Raw genomic sequence first — 20,290 nt, 5'->3', positions numbered from 1 at the left:
GATATCGGCGAGGTTGACCCTCTTGGACCGCCTGCTCAAAGGATCCCTGTGTTCGGCGCTGGCCCGGCCCTGGTTCGACCGGCTGGCGCTCGGCGCGCTCGGCCGGTGGTATTTTCCCGCCTCGCGCCAGTGGGCCGCGGCCAATGCCGCGGGCGGAGAGCTCGACCGCTTCCTCGCCGCGTTCGACGGGGCACACGCGGCATCGCCGCACGCGGTGGAGGCCGCGCTCGGTACCGTCGATGCCGCGCTCGACCGCCGCCGGACGGCGGAGAAGGCCTGGCGCGACGCGCTGTTCGAGACATCGCGCCCGCGCCGCGCCACGCTCCTCGACATCGAGAGCGAGCGGCTGGCCGCGGCGGATGCCCATAACCGCCTGCGCCGCCTCTTCTTCTCCACCCGGCTCGACCCCGAGCCCGCCATGATCGGCTGGCAAACGCCCTCGCCGGGCGAGATCGCCGCACTGTTCGGCCCCGCCCGCACCGATCCGGCAGGCTTCTACCGCCTGCCCGGAACCCTGCCCGAGCCGGAGGTCTCCCCCGCCATCGTCCGCAACGGGGAGCGGCGCTACTGGCTGCGCTTCCCCTCGCCCTCCGGCCGGCTCGGCGACGCCGTCACCGCGCGGGTGAGCGAGCCGGACGACGCCCGCGACCCGCCGACGCTTCTCTGGGGCCACGGCCTGTGCATGGAGACGGAGCACTGGACGCTCCTCAGCGACGGGGTCTCGGCGCTCACACGGCTCGGCTTTCGGGTCGTGGCGCCGGAGGCGCCGTGGCACGGGCGGCGCACGCCGCGCGGCAGCTATGGCGGGGAGCGCTTCGTCGCCACCATGCCGCTCGGCCCCATCGACGCGCTGTCCGGCGCCGCGCTCGAATGGGCGGCCCTCATCGCCTGGGCGCGCGCCGCCTCGCGCGGGGCCGTCGCCGTCGGCGGCATCAGCCTCGGCGCGCTGACCGCCCAGCTCGTTGCCGCCAAGGCGCAATACTGGCCAGCCGGGCTGCGCCCCGACGCCATGCTGCTCGCCGGCCATTGCGCCAGCCTCTGGGATGCGGAGGCCCGTGGCGATCTCGGTCGGCTCTGGGGCAGCCGCGCTTCGCTCGTGGCGGCCGGATGGAGCGAGGAGACCGTCGCGCCCTATCTCGTGCTGACGGATCCGGTCGAGACCCCCGTCATGCCGGGCGAGCGCATCGTGAGCCTGCTCGGCCGGCGCGACACGGTGACCCCCGTCGCCAGCGGCCGCGCCCAGCTCGACCGCTGGGCCGTGCCGGAGGAGAACCGTTTCCTGCGCGAGCGCGGCCATTTCTCGCTCGCCCTCGGGCTCATGCGCGATCTGGCCCCTTTCGAACGCCTCGCGGAGATCACGGTTCGATCGCCATCGAAACGTCCCCGCATCCCCGCATGCTAGATCGGTCCCCGGGCCGGACAGTCCCGCCCGGCCGTTCCGGACAGGCTCCGGACAAGGGGGATCGCATCCATGACCCGTTCCGTTTCCGGACCGCCGGGCGCGGCAGGCGCCGCCGGCCTGCGCGGCGACTACCTGCTCCTCGGCCTGCTCGCCCTGCTCTGGGGCTCATCCTATATCTTCATCGCGATTGCGCTTCGCGAGCTGCCGCCGGTCACCCTGATCGCCGCGCGCGTTGCCGGCGCCGCGCTCGTTCTCCTGCTCGTCGTGGCCTGGCGAAGGGAGCGGCTGCCGAGGGACGGCCGGATCTGGGGCATGCTCCTCATCCAGGCGGTCTTCAACAGTATCGGCGCCTGGACGGTGCTCGCATGGGGCCAGAAATTCGTCGATGCGGGGCTCGCCAGCGTGCTCAATTCCACATCGCCGATATTCGTTCTCCTGCTCACCGCCCTTCTGACGCGCCATGAGCGGCTTGGCGCCGGCAAGGTCGCCGGCGCGGTCCTCGGGCTTGCCGGCGTGGTGCTCGTCGTGGGAACGGATGCGCTTCGCGGTCTCGGCGATCAGGTCGCGGGACAGGCGGCCTGCCTGACCGGTGCGCTGCTCTATGCGGCAGGCGCGATCCACGGCAGGCGCTTTGCCGCGCTGGCACCCGTCGTCACGGCGGCGGGCACCATGCTGTGGGCGTCGGCGGTGCTGGTGCCGGCCGCGCTTTATCTGGACCGCCCCTGGACGCTTCAGGTCTCCTGGCAGACCGGTCTCGCCACCGCCGTCCTTGCCTTCTTCTGTACGGGGCTCGCCCTCCTGATCTATTTCCGGCTGGTCTCCACCATCGGATCGATGGGTGTTGCCAGCCAGAGTTATCTGAGGGCCGGCATCGGCGTGGTTCTGGGGATCGTCGTCCTCGGTGAGAGCCTTTCGCCGCCCGTTGCGGCCGGCCTTGCCGCGACCATCGCCGGCGTCGTGCTCATCAACCGGCCGCGGCGGGCCGCCTGATCCGGAGAGCGATTTCGCGCGCCCGCAAAACCGTTTAAGATCCGGCGCAAAAAGGGAGGTGCGCCATGGCCGGGTTCGAGGTGATGCGCGGCGATATCACGACGCTCCGTGTGGACGCGATCGTGAATGCGGCCAACAGCAGTCTTCTGGGCGGAGGCGGCGTCGACGGCGCCATCCATCGCGCCGCGGGCCCGGAACTCCTCGCCGAATGCCGGGCGCTCGGCGGCTGCCCGACCGGCGAGGCGAGGATCACGCGGGGCTACGGCCTGCCCGCGTCCCATGTCGTCCACGCTGTCGGGCCCGTCTGGACGGGTGGCGACAAGGGCGAGGACGCGCTGCTTGCGGGCTGCTACCGGCATGCGCTCGCACTTGCCATGGAGCATGGCGCGCGCAGTATCGCCTTCCCCGCGATCTCCACCGGCGTCTACGGGTTCCCGAAGGATCGGGCGGCGCGGATCGCCGTCGAAACCGTCCGCGAGACCCTGACGGAGAGCGACGCCATGGACCGCGTCGTCTTCTGCTGTTTCGACGCGGAGACCGAGCGGCTCTACGAGGCCGCGCTGGGTCGCGGGAGGGCGGCCCGATGACGCTCGCGGCATGGGTGGCGCGCGCCGGTCGCGCCCGTCCCGGAAGCCCTGCCGTCGGCCTCGGCGGCGAAACGGTGCTGACCTATGGGGCGCTCGCCGACCGGGTCGCGCGGCTCGCGGGGGGCTTGCGCGACCGGCTGGGCCTTGCCGCCGGAGAGCGCGTGGCACTCGCCATGGCCAATGTGCCGGCCTATGCGGAGGTCCTGTTCGGCATCTGGCATGCGGGGCTTTCCGCGGTGCCGATGAACGCCAAGCTCCACCAGAGCGAGTTCCGCCACATCCTGGAGGATTCCGGCGCCCGGGTCTGCCTGGCGACGGAGGGGCTCGCCGCGACCGTCGCGGAGGCCGGTGCCGACGGGCTCGATCATGTGATCGCGGCGGGGAGCGCCGACTACGAGGCTCTCGTCGCGGGCGCGCCGCGCGATCTGGAGATCGTTGCGCCCGACGCGCTGGCCTGGCTGTTCTACACTTCCGGCACCACGGGCCGGCCCAAGGGCGCGATGCTGACCCACCGCAACCTCACCGCCATGACGCTCAACTATTTCGCGGATTTCGACCGGATCGGGCCCGGCGACACGATCCTCCACGCCGCCCCGCTGAGCCATGGCTCCGGGCTGTGGATGCTGCCGCATGTGGCCGCCGGCGCGGTGAATGTCATGCCGGAAAGCGGCGGCTTCGACGCCGACGAGATCTACAGCCTGATCGCGCGCTGGCCGCGCGTCTCCATGTTCGCCGCGCCGACCATGGTGCGCCGGCTCACCGTGCATCCCGGCGGCGGCGACACCGCCAACCTCAAGCTCGTCACCTATGGCGGCGGGCCGATGTATGTGGAGGACGCGGTCGCCGCCCTCGACCGGTTCGGCCCGCGGCTCGCCCAGCTCTACGGCCAGGGCGAGAGCCCCATGACCATCACCCATCTGTCGCCGGAGGATCATGCCGCGCGCGACCATCCGAGCTGGCGCGACCGGCTCGCCTCGGTGGGTGTCGCCGACAGCGTGGTGCAGGTCCGCGTGGTGGACGGGGACGGCCGGCCGCTCGGGCCCGGCGAGAAGGGCGAGGTCGCGGTGTTCGGCGACACGGTCATGGCCGGTTACTGGCGCAATGCGGAGGCGACCGCGCGCACGCTGCGCGACGGCTGGCTGCTGACCGGCGATGTCGGCCATCTCGACGAGGACGGCTATCTCACCCTCACCGACCGGTCGAAGGACGTGATCATCTCCGGCGGCACCAACATCTATCCGCGCGAGGTGGAGGAGGTGCTGCTCGCCGCGCCGGGCGTCGCGGAGGTCTCCGTCATCGGCCGCCCGCATGCCGACTGGGGCGAGATTGTCGTCGCCTATGTGGTGGCCGAGCCGGGCGCGACACCGCATGAGGGCATGCTGGACCGGCTGTGCCTGGAGCGCATGGCCCGCTTCAAGCGGCCGAAGCGCTATCGCTTCGTCGACGCATTGCCGAAGAACAATTACGGCAAGGTGCTCAAGACGGCGCTGCGCGAGATGGAGGCGGCGCGGGAGGACTCGCCGGCCGCTGCTCCGTGATCGCGCGCTATCTGCCCATGAAGTAGATTGTCGCCATGACGATGCAGATGGCGACGAACTGCAGGATGACGCGCCAGCGCATCAGGGTCTGGGAGGTGTTCGCGCTGCCGCCGCGCACCATGTTCCACAGGCCCAGAAGGAGAACGACGACGACCGCGGCGAGCGCGATCGGAACGAGAAACTGGAAGGTGCTTTCCATCGAACGGGAATCCGCTGTTGATATCGTTCCCGGACCGTCGCGCGGCCCGGCGGTGATCCCTCAACTCTCCGAGGCGCCGGACAGGACGCGGTCGAGCGCGCGATAAGGCAGGATGCGGCGCAGCGATGCCATGAGATATGTCGGCACCGTGACGTAATATCGCGGCTTGGGGCGCGGCGCTTCCAGCGCATGGACGAGCCGTTTCAGCACCGCCTCCGGCGGCAGCTTGAAGGGCGATGACGTGCCCCCGCCCTCCAGGAGCGCGAGATGGCGGCGATAGGCCTCCGCGTGGGGCGAGGTCTCAATGTCGATATTGTCGCGCATGGCCTTGAGGGCGTGCTCGGTGAACCGGCTCGCGATCGGGCCGGGCTCGATCAGGCTGACATGGATTCCCGAGCCCCGCAATTCGAGCCGCAGCGTGTCCGTCAGGCCCTCGAGCGCGAATTTCGAGGCGTTGTAGGCGCCGCGCCACCTCATGGCGACGAGGCCGAGCACGGAGGAGCATTGCACGATGCGCCCGGAGCCGCGCGCCCGCATGCCGGGAAGGAGCCGGCAGGTCAGCTCGTGCCAGCCGAAGAGATTGGTCTCGAACTGGGCTCTCAGGACGTCGCGGGCGAGGTCCTCCACCGCGCCCGGCTGGCCATAGGCGCCGTTGTTGAAGAGCGCGTCGGGCACGGAGCCGAGGCGGTCGGCGATCTCGTCGACGGCGGCGGCGATCGAGCGGGGCTCGCGATAATCGAGATGGACCGCCTCGAGCCCGGCCTCCTCCAGCCGGCGGAGATCGCCGGGCTGGCGCGCCGTGGCGAAGACCCGCCAGCCGCGCGCATGGAGGCCGCGTGCGCAGGCCTCCCCGATACCCGAGGAGCAGCCCGTGACGAGGATCGAGCGCGGGTCCGCCATGGCCTAGCGGCGCACCGCGTCGGGACCGAGATCCCCCGGCGCGCCGACGAAGCCGCGCGCCTTCTCGCCGAGCGCCCGGAACTTCCTGGAGGTCTCGCCGAGGCGCTGGCGCCAGTCCTCGCGCGGGGCCTGGCCCTCGATGGCGGCGAAATAGACCTGCATCAGCGCGGCGATGGCGAAGGGCTCGAGCACCGCCGCCTTGAAGCAGATGGCGAACACGATGGCCACGAGGATCGCGATGGCCGACAGGTCGCCGGGGAAGAAATAGACGATGGCGCCCGCCGGCGCGAGGAACACCAGGAACATGATGAGGGAGAGGCCGTAGACGAAGATGGCGAGCCAGACCGCGTTCTTGAGGATGGTCTTTGCGTTCTGGGCATAGAGCACCAGCCCGTCCTGCGCCGACTCATAGGGGTTCGCCGACCGGATCCGGATATTGTAGGCGAGGATCACCTCGTCCATCAGCCCGATGGCGACCGACAGCACCATGCGCACGAAGCGGGCGAGCCCCTGTATGCCCGGAATCGGCAGAACGGAGGAGATGACGCCGAGGAGGCCGGTCACCGCGCGAATCACGGCCTTGACGAGCTGGTCGATCACGAAGAGCACATTGGCCTCCACGAAGCGCTCCGCGACGACGGCGCGTCCGTGCTCGATCTGGGAGCGGCCCTCGGGCAGCGGCCGGTCGTCCATCGCCTCGACCAGAACGGCGATATGGCCGGCCTTGACCATGTAGAGCACCCATTCGCGCAGGAAATAGAGGCCGATGGCGACCAGCCCGAAACCGGCCGCGCCGCCCCAGAAGGTGGAGGACGTCCGGAACCCGGCATCCCCGAAGGCGCCGATGCCCCAGCCGAGCCCCGCCCCGGTTCCCGTCACCGCCACGAAGGCGACGGCGATGGCGGCATAGACCGCCATGCGGAGCACGATGAACGGCCAGGTCCTCGCCAGCAGGGAGAAGGTGCGTCCCAGCGAAAAATCCCACAACATCCGTTGTCTCCAGACATGGGCGCCCGCACCCGGTCGTGCAGGCCGCCGAAGCTGCTCTCTTGCCGTGCGTCCCGAGCGCAGAGAAGACACCACCGCAGGGTCGATTTCAACAGACGATGGCGGCGGAGGCACGAGCCGTCTTGCGCGCGGGCCGGATCGATGTCAGAAACGACCGGAACAATTCATGAACATTCAAGGACGACGGAGGATATTCGATGGAGCAGAGGCTGAGCCTTGTCACGCTGGGGGTTGCGGATGTGGCGCGGGCGCGCGCCTTCTACGAGGCGCTGGGCTGGACCGCCTCGGCCATCGACGGGGAGGGCGGGGTGGCGTTCTTCCAGTTGCCGGGAATGGTGCTCGGCCTGTTCGGCCGCGAGGCGCTCGCGGAGGATGCGGGCGTGCCGGCGGAGGGGTCCGGCTTCTCCGGCATTGCGCTCGCCTACAACACCCGCTCGCGCGGGGAGGTGGACGAGCGCCTCCGGGAGGCCGAGGCGGCCGGCGGGCGTATCGTGAAACCGGCCGAGCAGGTCTTCTGGGGCGGGTATTCGGGCTATTTCGCCGACCCGGACGGCCATCTCTGGGAGGTCGCCTGGAACCCCGATTTCGAGATCCTCGCCGATGGCGGCATGAAGCTGCCCCGCTGAGGCGGCGCGCGCATCATGCGCCCTCGCCGGTCTCCCCGGCATGGTCGAGCGCGGCGGAGATCAGGGTGTCGACCGCCTTGCTGCGGTAGCGCTCGCGATGGGTGAGCGCGTAGAAGCGGCGATAGGGCAGGGTGATGTCCACGCGGTGGAGCGTGCCGGACCCGATGCCGGCGCGCGCCACGCGTTCCGAGATCACCGTCGCGCCGGCGCCCGCCTCCACGGCGGCGCGCACCGCCTCGTTGGAGGGCAGCTCCAGCGCCACATTGAGGCGGCGCGGATCGATGCCCGCCTGGCGCAGCGCCGCCTCGAATTCCGAGCGCGTGCCCGAGCCGCGCTCGCGCAGCACCCAGTCCATGGCCGTCAGGTCGGTGATCGGGACGGCGCCTCGCCGGGCCCAGGGATGGCTGGCGCCGACCACCAGCACCAGCCGGTCGCGCGCCACGGCCTCCGCCTTCAGCATGGTCTGGTCGACCTGGCCCTCCACGAAGCCGAGCTCGACCTCGCCATTGAGAACGGCGTCGGCGACCTGCGCGGTGTTGCCGATGGCAAGCTCGATCTCCAGCTTGGGGTGCTCGCGGCGGAAGGCGACCAGAACGGCGGGCAGCCAGTAGCTGGCGATGGTCTGGCTCGCGCGGATGGCGACCGTGCCGGCCTCGAGGTCGGAAAGGTCCTGCAGGACGCGTTCGGCGGCGGCCGCGCGGGCGAGCACGGCGCGCGCCTCCACGAGGAAGGCGCGGCCGGCGGCGGTGAGCTCGATATGCCGGCCCACCCGGTCGAACAGCGGCACGGCGAAACGCGCCTCGATGGCCGAGACGGCCGCGGAGACGGTCGACTGGGTCAGGCCCAGGGCCTCCGCCGCGCGGGTCATGTGTTCGCGTTCGGCGACGGCGACGAAGATGCGCAGCTGCTCAAGTGTCATGAAGCATGATCTACGCCCCGAGGAGCGTGATCAGCAAGAGGGTCGTGCCGGCGATGAAGAGCCAGGACAGCGTTCCGAGCAGGAGGGGCCGCAGCCCCTTGGCCCTGAGATTGCCGATATGCATCGACAGTCCCATGCCGGCAAGCCCGACCGACAGCAGGAAGGGCGTGACGGTGGCCCCGGCCGTCTTCACGCTTTCCGGGATCGTAACGACGCTGTTGAGCACGATGAGGCCCAGAAAGCCGAAGACGAACCACGGAATGGGCGCGCTCGGCTGGTGCGCGCTCGCGCCGTCGGCCCGGCCGCGGCGCACCGCGATCAGCCCGAGCGCGATGACCATGGGCCCCAGAAGCACGACCCGGGCGAGCTTGGAGATGGTGCCCACATCGCCCGCCGCCTGGCCGCCCTGGAAGGAGGCGGCCACGACCTGGGCGACCTCGTGGATCGACGCCCCCGCCCACAGGCCGTAGGCCGGTGCGTCGAGGCCGAGCGGGCCCTGGAGGACCGGGTAGAGGAACATGGCGAGCGAGCCGAAGGCCGTGACGCAGGCCACCGCATAGGCGACATCCTCGTCATGGGCGCGCGTCACGGTGTTGGTGGCGATCACGGCGGAGGCCCCGCAGATCGAGGTGCCCGCCGCGATGAGCTCCGTCAGCCCCGCATCGACCTTGAGGAGGCGGCCCGCCCAGATCGTGAACAGGAAGGTGCCGAGAAGCCCCGTCGCGACGATGGCGAGCCCCGTGACGCCCACGGACAGGATTTGCTGCACGGTGAGCTGGAGGCCCAGAAGCACGATGCCGGCCCTGAGGACCGGGCGCATGGCCCAGGCGATGCCGGGGCGCGCCCGCTCCGGCGTGCCCACGACATTGTTGAAGAGCACCGCCACGATGATCGCGAGGATCAGCGGGCTGAATATCGCGAGCCCCGGCATGTAGCGCAGGCCGAAGGCGGCGAGCGTGATGGCGGTGGCGAGCGCGAGGCCGGGCCACAGGGTTGCGACATGTCCGGCCGCCCTGCCGGGCCGGCCGATCGTCCGGGTCGATTGGTTCGCGTGTGACAAGTGTGGGCCCGCCGGTCTGCTTGCTGCGATGAATATCAGCGAGGATGCGGCAGGCCATTCAATCAATCCAACGAATAATAACTGTTAAATCAATCGAAAAAAACGAACGATAGATCGCACAGGCCCGGCAACCGGCGGGCGATCACAAATCCTTCCTCATATAGATCCGGCGATAGCCGTCCTCCACGGCGCGGTGGGTGACCTCGAAGCCCAGATGGGCGTAGAGCGCCAGATTCTCCACCATGACCTCGTTGGTATAGAGCGCGATGGCGGACAGGTCCCGCCGGCGTGCCTCCTCCTCGACGAACCCGACGAGGCGGCGCCCGAAGCCCCGGCCCTGCCATCCGGGCGCGACGGCGACATTCTCCAGGAAGAGATGGTCGCTACGCGGTTCGATCACCGCAAAGCCCGCGATGGCGCCCTCGCTTTCGAGCACATGGACGAGCCCGTCGTTCACCTGTCCCGCATAGTCGGCGAGCATCGGGCCCGGAGGCCGGTCCATCCGGTCGAGATAGAGGGAATAGGCGTCGCGCGCGACGGTTTCGATGGCGGCGACGTCGCCGGCTTCCGCGATCCGCATGCTGGCCATGGGGCTTGCCTCCTCGAGGCTGGTGCGGGCGGTGGGAGTCGAACCCACACTCTGTCACCAGAACTGGATTTTGAGTCCAGCGCGTCTACCGATTCCGCCACGCCCGCAACCGTACGCCGGACTGTCCCCCGGCGACCGCCCGCGATCATAAGCAGGCGCGTTTGGCCGTCAACAAGCAACTCGTCGGCGATGGCGCGACAGTCCGGCGCCGGCCTTGTCTCGCAGGAGTGGCGGGGGGGGCCGGGAAACCGTTCCCCGAGCGACGGCTGTCGCGGGTCGGGTCAGCGGACCGTCTGCCGGGCGAAGCCCAGGAGCTCGCGGATTTCCTCGGCCGTCACGCCGGCCTCGCGCAGGGCGCGCAGGCTGCGGTCGCCAGCGCTCTTCGACAGCTTGCGGCCCGTCTCGTCGCCGATCAGCTCGTGATGGCGGTAGACGGGTTCCGGCAGGTCGAGCAGCACCTGGAGCAGCCGGTGGATGTCTGTGGCATGAAACAGGTCCTGGCCGCGGGTCACATGGGTGATGGCCTGCGCGGCATCGTCGACCACCACGGCGATATGGTAGCTGACGCCGATATCCTTGCGGCCGAGCACCACGTCGCCCCAGCGCGCGGGATTTACGGGCAGCTCGCCCTCCTCCCCGGCCGGGCCGGTGCCGTATTCGCGGAAGGTTATCGGGCCGCCGGCCTTGCGCTCGGCCATGGCGATCGCGCGCTCCATGTCGAGCCGCAGGGCGTAGGGTCTGCCTTCGTCCATCAGCCGCTGGCGCTCATGGGGGGCCATATGCTTGTGGAGACCCGGATAGATCGGCATCCCTTCGGGATCGCGGGGGTGGCCCGGATCGTCGCCGACCGCCTCGCGGATCTCCTGCCGGGTCGCGAAGCATGGATAGAGGAGGCCGAGCGCACTGAGCCGCGACAGGGCCGTGCGGTAGGCGCCCATGGTCTTCGACTGGTACCGGACGGGCTCCTGAGAGCTCAGGCCCAGCCAGGCGAGGTCCTCCAGCATGCGGTCCACCAGCGCGGCGCGGCAGCGCAGGAAGTCGATATCCTCCACGCGCAGGATGAAGCGGCCCTCCGCCTCGCGCGCGGCCTCTGCCGTGAACAGGGCGGAATAGGCATGGCCGAGATGCAGCTCGCCATTCGGGCTCGGCGCGAAACGGAAGCGGGGAACACGGTTCATCGGCGGTACCCACGGTCACATGGCGATGATAGATATATATGGGCCGGGATTCATAGCATGACCACCATCGACACGCTGGACGATCTGCAGAAGGGCATCGAGGCGCTGGCCCGGCGCGAGCCGCGCTTTGCCGCCATGATGCGCGAGACGGGCATGCCGCCGCTGCGCCGCCGCGACGGCGGCTATCGCGGTCTCCTCAACATCGTGACCGGCCAGCAGGTCTCCACCGCCAGCGCCGCCGCCATCTGGGCGCGCATGGAGGAGAGCCTCTCGCCGCTCGAGCCCGGCCATCTCGACGGGCTCGACGATACCCGCCTCCAGGCGGCGGGGCTGTCGCGCCCGAAGATCCGCACGATCCGGAGCCTCACCCGGGCCGTGCTCGACGGCACGCTCGACCTTGACCGGCTCGGCGCGATGGCGGACGAGGAGGTCCATGCCGCCCTCACCGCGATCAAGGGCATCGGGCCGTGGACGGCGGACGTCTATCTGCTTGCCTGCCTCGGCCGGCGCGACGCCTGGCCCGCGGGCGACCTCGCGCTCCAGACGGCGACGGCGGCCGCCTTCGGCCTTGACACGAGACCGGACGCCAGGCGAATGCAGGCGCTCGGCATGCCCTGGCGGCCATGGCGCGCCGTCGCCGCCCGGCTGATCTGGGCCTATTACCGCACCCTTCCCTCCAACCGGAACAGGATCCCCGACCCGATATGACCGAGACCCTCGACGGCCCCCGCCTGGCGCCCGCCTCGGGCGGCCCCGCCCGCCAGCTCGTCATCTTCCTCCACGGCTACGGTGCCGACGGCAACGATCTCATCGGGCTCGGCCGCGAATGGCAGCACCTCCTGCCGGACGCCGCCTTTGTCAGCCCGCATGCGCCGGAGCCCTGTGGCATGGCTCCGATGGGCCGGCAGTGGTTCGCGCTCACGCGCCTCGATCCGGACGAGTACTGGGCGGGTGTGCGGCATGCCGCGCCGGCGCTCGACGCCTTCATCGACGCCGAGCTCGACCGTCACGGCCTCGACGACAGCCGGCTGGCGCTGGTCGGTTTCAGCCAGGGCACCATGATGAGCCTGCATGTGGGTCTGCGCCGTGCCAGGCCCGCCGCCGGCATTCTCGGCTATTCGGGGGCGCTGGCCGGCCCCGAGCACCTCGATGCGGAGATCGCGGCCCGCCCGCCGGTGCTCCTCGTCCATGGCGACCGCGACGAGGTCATCCCCGTCGCCGCCCTTCAGATCGCCGCCCAGACGCTCGGCCGCGCCGAGGTTCCCGTCCAGTGGCATGTCTCCCATGGCGTCGGCCACGGTATCGCACCGGACGGCCTTGCGCTTGGCGGCCAGTTCCTCGGCGAGGTGTTCGCCGTGCCCGCCGGGCGCCCCTGACGTCAGGCGTTTCGGGACGGCCTGCCGTCCTCACAGCCATCTTTCACAAGGCTGTCACACCATATATAGTACGTGTCTATCCGCGGCGGCTGATTCAGGCTGGCGGAAGAAGGCGGGATGAAGGGTCCGACGGCCCGGGCATCCGTCAAGGAGAGGACACGGTGAACGGCCTGGCCATATCACCCGAGAGCTGTCCTGCGCTGGTTCTCAATGCGGATTACCGGCCCCTGAGCTATTATCCGCTGTCCCTGTGGAGCTGGCAGGACGCGATCAAGGCGGTCTTCCTCGACCGCGTGAACATCGTCTCGCAATATGACCGCGCGGTGCGCAGCCCGAGCTTCGAGTTCCGGCTGCCGAGCGTCGTCGCGCTCAAGTCCTATGTGAAGCCGGCGCGCTACCCGGCCTTCACGCGGTTCAACGTCTTCCTGCGCGACCGGTTCACCTGCCAGTATTGCGGAACCCGCGAGGAGCTGACCTTCGACCATCTCATCCCCCGCTCCAGGGGAGGCCAGACCACATGGGAGAACGTCGTCACGGCCTGCGCGCCCTGCAATCTGAGGAAGGGCGGCAAGATGCCGGACGTCGCCAAGATGCACCCCTCGCGCACGCCGGACCGGCCGACCGTCTACGAGCTCCACAGCAACGGCCGGCTGTTCCCGCCGAACTATCTCCACGAAAGCTGGCTCGACTATCTCTACTGGGATACCGAGCTTCAGCCGTGACGGCCTCGGCCTCCAACCAAGCCGGGGGCAGGGCCCGGATCAAACGGTCCTGCGCGGCCTGATCGCGCCGCAGAAGGCGACGATGGCGAGGCAGAGCGAGATCACGGCGTTGTAGCCGGCAAAGGACAGGCCGAAGAGCCGCCATGCGGCCTCGTCGCAGGCGACCACGCGGGCATTGTCGAGATCGGGCAGCACGCCGCCGCCGGAAAAGCCGCCGCCGCCGGCGCAGGTCTGCGGGCCCGGCCACCAGCCCCATTCGACACCGGCGTGATAGCCGCCGAGTGCGGCGCTCGCCAGCATGATCGCGCCGCATATGGCAAGTCCCGCGCGGATCCAGCGCTCATGGGCGGAGGCCATTGCCGCGACGACCAGGACGAAGCCGAGCGCGACGACCGCATAATAGGGCCAGCGCTCGGTGAGACAGAGCGGGCAGGGCGCATAGCCGCCGAGGATCTCGAAGGCCCAGGCGCCGAGGATCGTCGCCGTGCTCACGGCGAAAAGGACGATGGCTGCTGCGGTCGTGCGCGTCATGGCCATGATGGTTCCCCGTTTTCCGTCACCACAAATAGGGCAGCACGACGAAGCCGCCGACCGCCAGCGCAACGAAGCCCCAGAACACCCAGTTCAGATAGCGGTCCATCAGGTCGCGGATCGGCGGCCCGAACCAGTAGAGGAGCGCCGCCACCGCGTAGAAGCGCAGGCCCCGGCTCGCCACGCTCGCCAGCATGAAGGCCGGCAGGTTGAGCATGGTCACCCCGCTGGCGATGGTCACCACCTTGTAGGGCAGCGGCGTGAGGCCCGCCGCGAACACGATCCAGGCGCCGTATTCGTTGTAGAGGCCGGCGAATTTGTGGAACTCTTCCGTATAGCCGTAGAAGTCGATGATCGGACGGCCGATCGTGTCGAGCAGGAAGTAGCCGATGGCGTAGCCGAACAGGCCGCCGAGCACCGAGGCCACCGTCGTCACCGTGCCGTAGAGCCACGCCTTGGTGCGCTCGGCCAGCACCATCGGGATCAGCAGGACATCCGGCGGAACGGGGAAGAACGAGCTTTCCGCAAAGGAGATCGCGGCAAGCGCCCGGGTCGCGCCGGGACGGCGGGCGAGCGACAGGGTCCAGTCATAGAGCCGTCTGAGCATTGCCGGGCGTCGTTGGTATGATCCGGTCTCGACTGTTCCGGCAATGGGCCGGCGTGAGCGCCCTAGCTAGCAGGCACGGTCGGCCGCGCCAAGCGCCAAGACGACGCAAGACGCCGCAGGCCGTGGCGGTCCCGGTTCAGAAGTCGCTTGTCAGGCCCTTCTTCTCCCAGTCCCCGTAACGGGTCGGCTCCGGACCGTCCGCGCCGTTGATCTCCTTCGGGCGTGCGGTCGCGCGCGCGTCGATTTCGGCGCGGCGGGCGGCCGCCTCCTCAAGGGCGCGGCGCGCGGCGGGCGGCAGATTGTCGTTCGCGCCCTCGCCCCGGTTTCCGGCCTTTGCGCCGTCGCCATGCCCTGTCCTGTCGGCACTCATGGTTCGCTCTGCTCCCGCGCTTGTCGTTTCGCAATGGTCCACCAACATATACGGTCGCGGACATGTGGCATTCAAGCCGGACCGCACACGATCTGGATGTCGGACAAGCCCGGAGGATCCCTGGGTCCATGAACTACCTGAAGACAGCCATTCTATTGGCCGGCATGACCGCCCTGTTCCTGGGCGTCGGCTTCCTGCTCGCGGGCCAGGCCGGCCTCGTCATCGCGCTCGTCGTGGCGCTGGGCATGAACGCCTTCGCGTACTGGAACGCGGACAAGATGGTCCTGCGCATGTATGGCGCGCGCGAGGTGGACGAGGCCAGCGCGCCCGATTTCTACGGTCTCGTGCGCGAGCTCTCCGAGCGCGCCGGACTTCCCATGCCGCGCGTCTATGTCATCGAGAACGCCCAGCCCAACGCCTTCGCGACCGGCCGCAACCCGGAGAATGCCGCCGTCGCGGCCACGACGGGCCTGCTCGGCATGCTGAGCCGGGACGAGATCGCCGGCGTGATGGCCCATGAGCTCGCCCATGTGAAGCATCGCGACACGCTCACCATGACGATCACCGCGACGCTTGCGGGTGCGATCTCCATGCTCGCCAATTTCGGCCTGTTCTTCGGCGGCATGCGCGAGCGCGACAATCCGCTGGGGATCGTCGGCGTGATCGCCATGGCGATCCTTGCCCCGCTCGCCGCCATGCTGGTACAGATGGCCATCAGCCGCACCCGCGAATATGCCGCAGACCGCGGCGGCGCGGAGATCTGCGGCAATCCCATGGCGCTCGCCTCCGCCCTGAACAAGATCGCCGGCGCCGCCCACCGCGTGGAAAACCCCCAGGCGGAAGCCAATCCGGCGACCGCGCATATGTTCATCATCAACCCGCTCTCCGGCCAGCGCATGGACAATCTGTTCTCCACCCATCCCGATACGGAAAACCGGATCGCGGCCCTGCGCGAGCTCGCAGGCGAATGGGGCACGGGCGGCGGCGGCACGGCCGCGCAGAACGAGGCGCGCGGCGGCCACGCCCCCGCACCCTGGCAGCGCTCGTCCCATGGCGGGAGCAGCGCCCGTGGCCCGTGGGGCTGACCGGGGCATGGCCGAAATCCGCACGCCGCGGGGCAAACGCAGGTCCGGCTCGTCGGCACCGCAGGCCGGCCTGCCGGCACGGCGCGAGGCCGTCAGGCTCATCGCCGAGGTTCTGGAGACCGGCCGTCCCTTCGACGAGCTGTTCCGCCTGAGCGCCGGGGACGGCCCGCTTGCGGGCCTTGCCCCGCGCGACCGGGCGCTCGTGCGCGCCATCGCCGCGACCGCCTTCCGCCACAAGCTCGCCATCGACGACATTCTGGGCCGGTTCCTCTCCCGCCCGCTGCCCCGCCGCGCGGGCGGCGTCTATGCGACGCTCCTGTCCGGGGCCGCCCAGCTCCTGTTCCTGCGCGTGCCGGCCCATGCGGCCATCGATCTCGCGGTGAGCCTGGCCGCGGGCGACCGGCAGATGCGGCCCTTCAAGGGCCTCGTCAATGCGGTTCTGCGCAAGGTCTCCGCCGAAGGGGCGGCAATCGCCGCCGGGCAGGACGCCGCCCGGATCGCCACGCCGGACTGGCTGTGGCGGCGCTGGGTTTCGGCCTATGGCGAGGCGGAGGCGCGCGCCATCGCGGAGGCCCATCTCGCGGGCGCCGCGCTCGACATCACGGTGGCCGACGACGTGCAGGCGGCCGGGTGGGCCGACCGGCTCGGCGGCGTCCTCCTGCCCACGGGCACGGTGCGCCTCGCCGACCATTCCGGCCGGGTGGAGGAGCTTGCGGGCTATGGCGACGGGGTCTGGTGGGTGCAGGACGCCGCCGCGGCGCTCCCCGTGCGGCTCCTCGGCGATGTGCGCGGCGCCCATGTCGTCGATCTGTGCGCCGCCCCCGGCGGCAAGGCCATGCAACTCGCCGCCCGTGGCGCGCGGGTGACCGCCATCGACAGTTCCGCGCACCGGCTGGCCCGGCTCGCGGAGAACCTGAAGCGCACCGGGCTTGCCGCGGACACCGTCCATGGCGATGCCGCGCTGTGGCGCCCGGCGGAACCCGCCGATGCCGTTCTGCTCGACGCGCCCTGCTCGGCGACCGGCACCATCCGCCGCCATCCCGACCTGCCCCATATCAAGATGCCGGAACAGATCGGCGCGCTGGCCGGGCTGCAATCGGCGCTTCTGGCGCACGCCCTCACGCTCGTGAAACCCGGCGGCCTCGTCGTCTATTGCTCCTGCTCGCTTGAGCCCGAGGAGGGGCCGGAGGTGGTCGCGAAGGTCCTCGCGGCCGGCCGGGCCGAGCGCGTTCCCGTGCATGCCGACGAACTCGCCGGTCTCGGCCATTTCGTCACAGCGGAGGGGGATCTGCGCACCCTTCCGGGCCAGGCGGTCGACGCGGCCGGCGACCTCAAGGGGCTTGACGGCTTTTTCGCGGCCCGTCTACGTGCCCTGTAAAGGGAGCGCTATTGCCCGGCCGGCAGCGCTCCGGAGGCGAACAGTCGAGGGCCCGAGCGATGTCCCAACCGGCCGACGAGGCGAAGGCGCGCCTGTGGATCAAGATCCGGCTGCCCAACGGCCATGAGCTGGGGCCCGGCAAGATCGCGCTGCTCAAGGCCATCGCGACCGAGCGGTCGATTTCCGGCGCGGCGCGGGCCATGGGCATGTCCTACCGGCGCGCCTGGCTGCTCGTCGACGATGTCAATTCCGCCTTCCGCGAGCCCGCCATCGAGACCTTTTCCGGCGGCCATGCCCGTGGCGGCGCGGCGTTGACCGCCTTCGGCGAGGCGCTCGTCGCCCTGTTCGACGACATCTCCGTCGAGGCCGAACGCGGCGCGGCCGGCACACTCGCCCGGCTCACCCGCCTGGACCGCGAGGACGCCGATTAACGGATTGCCGGAACGGGCTGCACGGGCTCGTCCCCACCGGTCGGCTGGCGATGGCGGGCGGTTGCGCCCCGATGCCGTGCCGTCCCGCGGCCGGCTACAGGTCCTGCGCCTCGCCGCCGGCTGCCATGCTGCGCCGCTCGACCGTGACCGTCTTCAGGATGGCGTGGACCTGCTGGCCGGGCTTGAGGCCGAGGCGATCCATGGAATAGCGCGTGATGCGCGCGATCAGACGGCTCTCGCCGGCCTGCAGCAGCACCTCCACGAAGGCACCCGGATCGAGGCGCATCTCCACGATGGTCGCGGCGATCGCATTGTTGGCGCTGATGCGCTCGGGCGGATCGAGGGCCAGCATGATGTCGCGCGCCCTGAGCCGCACGCGCATTACTGCGCCGACGGGCGCGTCGAGGCCGGGTACGACGAGTTCGCCACCGTCGAAAGAGAGCCGGGTGAGCGCATGGGCGCGGTCGTGGCCGGCGACCGTGGCGGCCAGCACGACGCCGGCCTCGAACCGGCCGGTCATGGGGAAGAGGTCGATTCGCGCCGTGATGTCGAAGACGCTGCCGAATGCGGCGAGCCGGCCCTCGTTGAACACAGCCATCCAGTCGGCGAGCCGTGTGACCTCGTCGATGGAATGGCTCACCAGGACGATGGGAATGCGCGTCTCGTCGCGCAGCCGTTCCAGATAATGGAGGATCTCGTCCTTGCGCGGCCCGTCGAGCGCGGTCAGCGGCTCGTCCAGCAGCAGGACGCGCGGCGCGGTGAGGAGCGCCCGTCCGATGGAGACGCGCTGGCGCTCGCCGCCCGACAGCGTGCGCGGGCGCCGGTCGAGCAGCGCGCCGAGCCCCAGGAGCGCGACCACATGGTCGATGCCTGCCTGGTCGAAGGGGCGCCCGGCACGGCGCCAGCCATAGAGCAGGTTGTCGTGCACGGTGAGGTGCGGGAAGAGCCGGGCTTCCTGGAACACATAGCCCACCCGGCGCCGGCGCGGCGGTACCCACACCCTGGCGTGTGAATCGAACAGCGTCTCGCCATTGACCGAGACGCGCCCCTCGTCGGGCCGGATGAGGCCGGCGACCGCATTGACCGTCGTCGTCTTGCCCGAGCCCGACGGCCCGAAGAGCGCGAGGATGCCGGGGCCCGGCGTGTCGAGCGCCACGTCGAGCGCGAACCCCGCAAAGCGGTGGCGGATATCGAGGCTGAGCGACATCAGCCGTGGAGCCGGGCGACGCGGCGCGCGGCGAGCTCGGAGAGGACGAGCCCGGCAAGGGCGAGCGCGATGGCCAGCACGGCGAGCCGTGCGGCATCCACCTCGCCGCCGGGTGTCTGGATCGCGGTATAGATCGCCAGCGGGATGGTGCGCGTCTCGCCGGGGATGTTGGAGACGAAGGTGATGATCGCGCCGAACTCGCCAAGGCTCGCCGCGAAGGCGGTAATGGCGCCGGCGATGACGCCCGGCAGGGCGAGCGGCAGGGTGATCGTCCAGAACCGGTCGAACCAGCCGGCCCCGAGCGTCTCCGCGGCGACCTCGAGCTTGGCGTCTATGGCGCCGAGTGCCAGCCGGATCGCGCGGACCTGGAAGGGGAATGTGATGATCCCCGCGGCGAGCGCGGCGCCGGTCCAGCTGAACACGACCCTTATGCCGAGCGTGTCGAGAAGCCACGAGCCCACCGGTCCCCGCGTGCCGAAGGTCACCAGCAGCAGATAGCCCATGACCACCGGCGGCAGCACGAGGGGCAGGTGGACGATGCCGTCGAGCAGCGTCTTGCCCGGAAAGTCGAGGCGGGCGAGCCCGTAGGCGGCGAGCACCGCCAGGGGAAGCGCACAGCCGACCGCCACGACGGAAATGCGCAGGCTCAGGAGCAGGGCTTCGACTTCCGCAGGCGTCAGCATGGGGTCCCGACCGTTACCGGTTGCGCGTGAAACCGTAGCGCTCGAACACCTTAAGGGCTTCCGGCCCGACAATGAAGTCAAACACGGCGCGCACCGCAGGCGTGTCGTTGCCGGCGACGATGGCGAAGGGATAGGTGATCGGCTTGTGGCTGCCCGCCGGGACCGTGCCGAGGATCTTCACCTTCTCGGAGATCGCCGCGTCCGTCCCATAGACGATGCCGAGGGGCACCTCGCCGCGCGCGACCAGCGCGAGCGCGGCGCGCACGTCGTCGGCCCGGGCGAGACGGGGCTCGAGCGCATCCCACTGGCCGAGTGCGCGCAGGGCCTCAGCGGCATAGATGCCGGCCGGTACATGGTCGGGATCGCCGACCGCCATGCGCCCGTCGGTCCCCAGGAGCGCGGCGAGATCGGTCTCCTTCGCGATCGCCATGGGCTCAAGATCGCTGTCTTCCGGCGCGATCAGGACGAGGCTGTTGCTGATCGGGCTGACCCGCGTGCCATCGGCCACGAGGCCGGCCTTGTCCAGCGTGTCCATCCACTTCTCGTTGGCGGATGCGTAGATCTGAGCGGGCGCGCCGGCCTCGATCTGGCGGGCGAGCGTGGAGGAGGAGGCGAAGGAGAAGCGCAGCGGCTCGCCGGTCTTTTCCCTGTAGAGCGCGCCGACATCCTCCATCGCATTGGTGAGGCTCGCCGCGGCGAAGACCGTGACCTCCGCCGCCCTTGCCGGGCCGGCAAGCCCGATGACCGTCAGGACCAGGGCGAGCGCCGCCGCGCCGAGCCGTTGCCGCACTATCATGATGGAAGCTCCAGGGTGATGCCGTATCGTTTCGCTATATTCATCGAGATATAGCGAGGCCTGTCAAGATGCTTCGTGGGCCATACGCGAATCACCGCACGCCAGTCC

24 protein-coding genes and 1 tRNA gene are annotated in these 20,290 nt (G+C 70.1%); 11 read left to right on the top strand and 14 right to left on the bottom strand.

Going from position 1 to position 20,290, the window contains the following annotated elements; all coding sequences use genetic code 11:
- Positions 1-13 precede the first annotated feature (13 nt).
- From HW532_RS11780 to HW532_RS11765, 4 genes are all read left to right on the top strand, one after another.
- The gene (locus HW532_RS11780) at positions 14-1,402 is read left to right on the top strand and encodes an alpha/beta fold hydrolase (protein ID WP_213160669.1); all 1,389 of its coding nucleotides are present in this window, start codon (positions 14-16) and stop codon (positions 1,400-1,402) included.
- A gap of 69 nt (positions 1,403-1,471) precedes the next feature.
- Entirely contained in the window at positions 1,472-2,392 is a 921-nt protein-coding gene (locus tag HW532_RS11775; protein ID WP_213160668.1) for a DMT family transporter, read from the top strand.
- 65 nt (positions 2,393-2,457) lie between these two features.
- The gene (locus HW532_RS11770; protein ID WP_213160667.1) at positions 2,458-2,979 is read left to right on the top strand and encodes an O-acetyl-ADP-ribose deacetylase; all 522 of its coding nucleotides are present in this window, start codon (positions 2,458-2,460) and stop codon (positions 2,977-2,979) included.
- A complete protein-coding gene (locus HW532_RS11765; RefSeq protein ID WP_213160666.1) occupies positions 2,976-4,517 on the top strand; it encodes an AMP-binding protein in 1,542 nt (513 codons plus the stop codon). The genes HW532_RS11770 and HW532_RS11765 overlap by 4 nt, the downstream gene beginning before the upstream one ends.
- 7 nt (positions 4,518-4,524) lie before the next feature.
- Here HW532_RS11765 and HW532_RS11760 read toward each other — a convergent pair whose 3' ends face one another.
- Genes HW532_RS11760 through HW532_RS11750 form a run of 3 tightly spaced genes read right to left on the bottom strand, consistent with a single transcriptional unit; the run spans position 4,525 to position 6,606 of the window.
- Positions 4,525-4,716, bottom strand: coding sequence for a twin transmembrane helix small protein (locus HW532_RS11760; protein WP_213160665.1), 192 nt, complete (start codon positions 4,714-4,716; stop codon positions 4,525-4,527).
- Positions 4,717-4,776: 60 nt separating this feature from the next.
- Positions 4,777-5,616 carry an SDR family oxidoreductase gene (locus HW532_RS11755; RefSeq protein ID WP_213160664.1) on the bottom strand — a complete coding sequence of 280 codons (840 nt, stop codon included), beginning with the start codon at positions 5,614-5,616 and terminating at the stop codon, positions 4,777-4,779.
- Positions 5,617-5,619: 3 nt separating this feature from the next.
- Positions 5,620-6,606: a hypothetical protein gene (locus HW532_RS11750; RefSeq protein ID WP_343068627.1), complete on the bottom strand. Its 987-nt coding sequence runs from the start codon at positions 6,604-6,606 to the stop codon at positions 5,620-5,622.
- Between the two features lie 215 nt (positions 6,607-6,821).
- Between HW532_RS11750 and HW532_RS11745 the strand changes: the two genes are divergently transcribed.
- Positions 6,822-7,250 carry a VOC family protein gene (locus tag HW532_RS11745; protein WP_213160663.1) on the top strand — a complete coding sequence of 143 codons (429 nt, stop codon included), beginning with the start codon at positions 6,822-6,824 and terminating at the stop codon, positions 7,248-7,250.
- A 13-nt stretch (positions 7,251-7,263) separates the two neighbouring features.
- On the opposite strand, the gene HW532_RS11740 is transcribed toward HW532_RS11745, so the two are convergent.
- The 5 genes from HW532_RS11740 to gluQRS all read right to left on the bottom strand — a co-directional run bounded on the left by HW532_RS11740 (position 7,264) and on the right by gluQRS (position 10,996).
- Positions 7,264-8,169 carry a LysR family transcriptional regulator gene (locus HW532_RS11740; protein WP_213160662.1) on the bottom strand — a complete coding sequence of 302 codons (906 nt, stop codon included), beginning with the start codon at positions 8,167-8,169 and terminating at the stop codon, positions 7,264-7,266.
- A gap of 10 nt (positions 8,170-8,179) precedes the next feature.
- Complete coding sequence (locus HW532_RS11735; RefSeq protein WP_425491878.1) at positions 8,180-9,229, bottom strand: YeiH family protein; 1,050 nt, start codon at positions 9,227-9,229, stop codon at positions 8,180-8,182.
- Positions 9,230-9,371: 142 nt separating this feature from the next.
- Positions 9,372-9,818 (bottom strand): GNAT family N-acetyltransferase, encoded by a 447-nt coding sequence (locus tag HW532_RS11730; RefSeq protein WP_213160661.1) that lies wholly within the window; start codon positions 9,816-9,818, stop codon positions 9,372-9,374.
- Between the two features lie 20 nt (positions 9,819-9,838).
- A tRNA-Leu gene (locus tag HW532_RS11725) sits at positions 9,839-9,925 on the bottom strand.
- Between the two features lie 174 nt (positions 9,926-10,099).
- On the bottom strand, positions 10,100-10,996 hold the full coding sequence (gene gluQRS / locus HW532_RS11720; protein ID WP_213160660.1) for a tRNA glutamyl-Q(34) synthetase GluQRS: 897 nt from the start codon (positions 10,994-10,996) through the stop codon (positions 10,100-10,102).
- Positions 10,997-11,053: 57 nt separating this feature from the next.
- Here gluQRS and HW532_RS11715 point away from each other — a divergent pair, with 57 nt between their 5' ends.
- The 3 genes from HW532_RS11715 to HW532_RS11705 all read left to right on the top strand — a co-directional run bounded on the left by HW532_RS11715 (position 11,054) and on the right by HW532_RS11705 (position 13,094).
- Positions 11,054-11,704 (top strand): DNA-3-methyladenine glycosylase family protein, encoded by a 651-nt coding sequence (locus HW532_RS11715; protein ID WP_213160659.1) that lies wholly within the window; start codon positions 11,054-11,056, stop codon positions 11,702-11,704.
- Positions 11,701-12,372, top strand: coding sequence for an alpha/beta hydrolase (locus tag HW532_RS11710; protein ID WP_213160658.1), 672 nt, complete (start codon positions 11,701-11,703; stop codon positions 12,370-12,372). Before HW532_RS11715 ends, HW532_RS11710 begins: the two co-directional genes overlap by 4 nt.
- Positions 12,373-12,533: 161 nt before the next feature.
- Positions 12,534-13,094 carry an HNH endonuclease gene (locus HW532_RS11705; protein WP_213160657.1) on the top strand — a complete coding sequence of 187 codons (561 nt, stop codon included), beginning with the start codon at positions 12,534-12,536 and terminating at the stop codon, positions 13,092-13,094.
- A gap of 39 nt (positions 13,095-13,133) precedes the next feature.
- Here HW532_RS11705 and HW532_RS11700 read toward each other — a convergent pair whose 3' ends face one another.
- The 3 genes from HW532_RS11700 to HW532_RS11690 all read right to left on the bottom strand — a co-directional run bounded on the left by HW532_RS11700 (position 13,134) and on the right by HW532_RS11690 (position 14,602).
- The gene (locus HW532_RS11700) at positions 13,134-13,625 is read right to left on the bottom strand and encodes a disulfide bond formation protein B (RefSeq protein ID WP_246478765.1); all 492 of its coding nucleotides are present in this window, start codon (positions 13,623-13,625) and stop codon (positions 13,134-13,136) included.
- A 25-nt stretch (positions 13,626-13,650) separates the two neighbouring features.
- Positions 13,651-14,232, bottom strand: coding sequence for a YqaA family protein (locus HW532_RS11695; RefSeq protein WP_213160655.1), 582 nt, complete (start codon positions 14,230-14,232; stop codon positions 13,651-13,653).
- 136 nt (positions 14,233-14,368) lie between these two features.
- A complete protein-coding gene (locus HW532_RS11690; RefSeq protein ID WP_213160654.1) occupies positions 14,369-14,602 on the bottom strand; it encodes a DUF1674 domain-containing protein in 234 nt (77 codons plus the stop codon).
- A 128-nt stretch (positions 14,603-14,730) separates the two neighbouring features.
- Here HW532_RS11690 and htpX point away from each other — a divergent pair, with 128 nt between their 5' ends.
- From htpX to HW532_RS11675, 3 genes are read left to right on the top strand one after another with little or no spacing between them, the layout of a single operon-like run.
- Positions 14,731-15,687, top strand: coding sequence for a zinc metalloprotease HtpX (gene htpX / locus HW532_RS11685; protein WP_213160653.1), 957 nt, complete (start codon positions 14,731-14,733; stop codon positions 15,685-15,687).
- Positions 15,671-17,065 carry an RsmB/NOP family class I SAM-dependent RNA methyltransferase gene (locus tag HW532_RS11680; RefSeq protein ID WP_246478756.1) on the top strand — a complete coding sequence of 465 codons (1,395 nt, stop codon included), beginning with the start codon at positions 15,671-15,673 and terminating at the stop codon, positions 17,063-17,065. Before htpX ends, HW532_RS11680 begins: the two co-directional genes overlap by 17 nt.
- A gap of 59 nt (positions 17,066-17,124) precedes the next feature.
- On the top strand, positions 17,125-17,496 hold the full coding sequence (locus tag HW532_RS11675; protein WP_213160652.1) for a winged helix-turn-helix domain-containing protein: 372 nt from the start codon (positions 17,125-17,127) through the stop codon (positions 17,494-17,496).
- Positions 17,497-17,590: 94 nt separating this feature from the next.
- On the opposite strand, the gene modC is transcribed toward HW532_RS11675, so the two are convergent.
- Genes modC through modA form a run of 3 tightly spaced genes read right to left on the bottom strand, consistent with a single transcriptional unit; the run spans position 17,591 to position 20,182 of the window.
- Positions 17,591-18,703 carry a molybdenum ABC transporter ATP-binding protein gene (gene modC / locus HW532_RS11670; RefSeq protein ID WP_213160651.1) on the bottom strand — a complete coding sequence of 371 codons (1,113 nt, stop codon included), beginning with the start codon at positions 18,701-18,703 and terminating at the stop codon, positions 17,591-17,593.
- Positions 18,703-19,386: a molybdate ABC transporter permease subunit gene (modB, locus tag HW532_RS11665; protein ID WP_213160650.1), complete on the bottom strand. Its 684-nt coding sequence runs from the start codon at positions 19,384-19,386 to the stop codon at positions 18,703-18,705. Before modB ends, modC begins: the two co-directional genes overlap by 1 nt.
- A 13-nt stretch (positions 19,387-19,399) precedes the next feature.
- Positions 19,400-20,182 (bottom strand): molybdate ABC transporter substrate-binding protein, encoded by a 783-nt coding sequence (modA, locus tag HW532_RS11660; RefSeq protein WP_246478753.1) that lies wholly within the window; start codon positions 20,180-20,182, stop codon positions 19,400-19,402.
- Positions 20,183-20,290: the final 108 nt, after the last annotated feature.

The sequence above is a fragment of the Kaustia mangrovi genome (assembly GCF_015482775.1).
Lineage (GTDB): Bacteria > Pseudomonadota > Alphaproteobacteria > Rhizobiales > Im1 > Kaustia > Kaustia mangrovi.
Note: the sequence above shows the minus strand (reverse complement) of the source record. Positions and strands in the feature narration are given on the sequence as shown.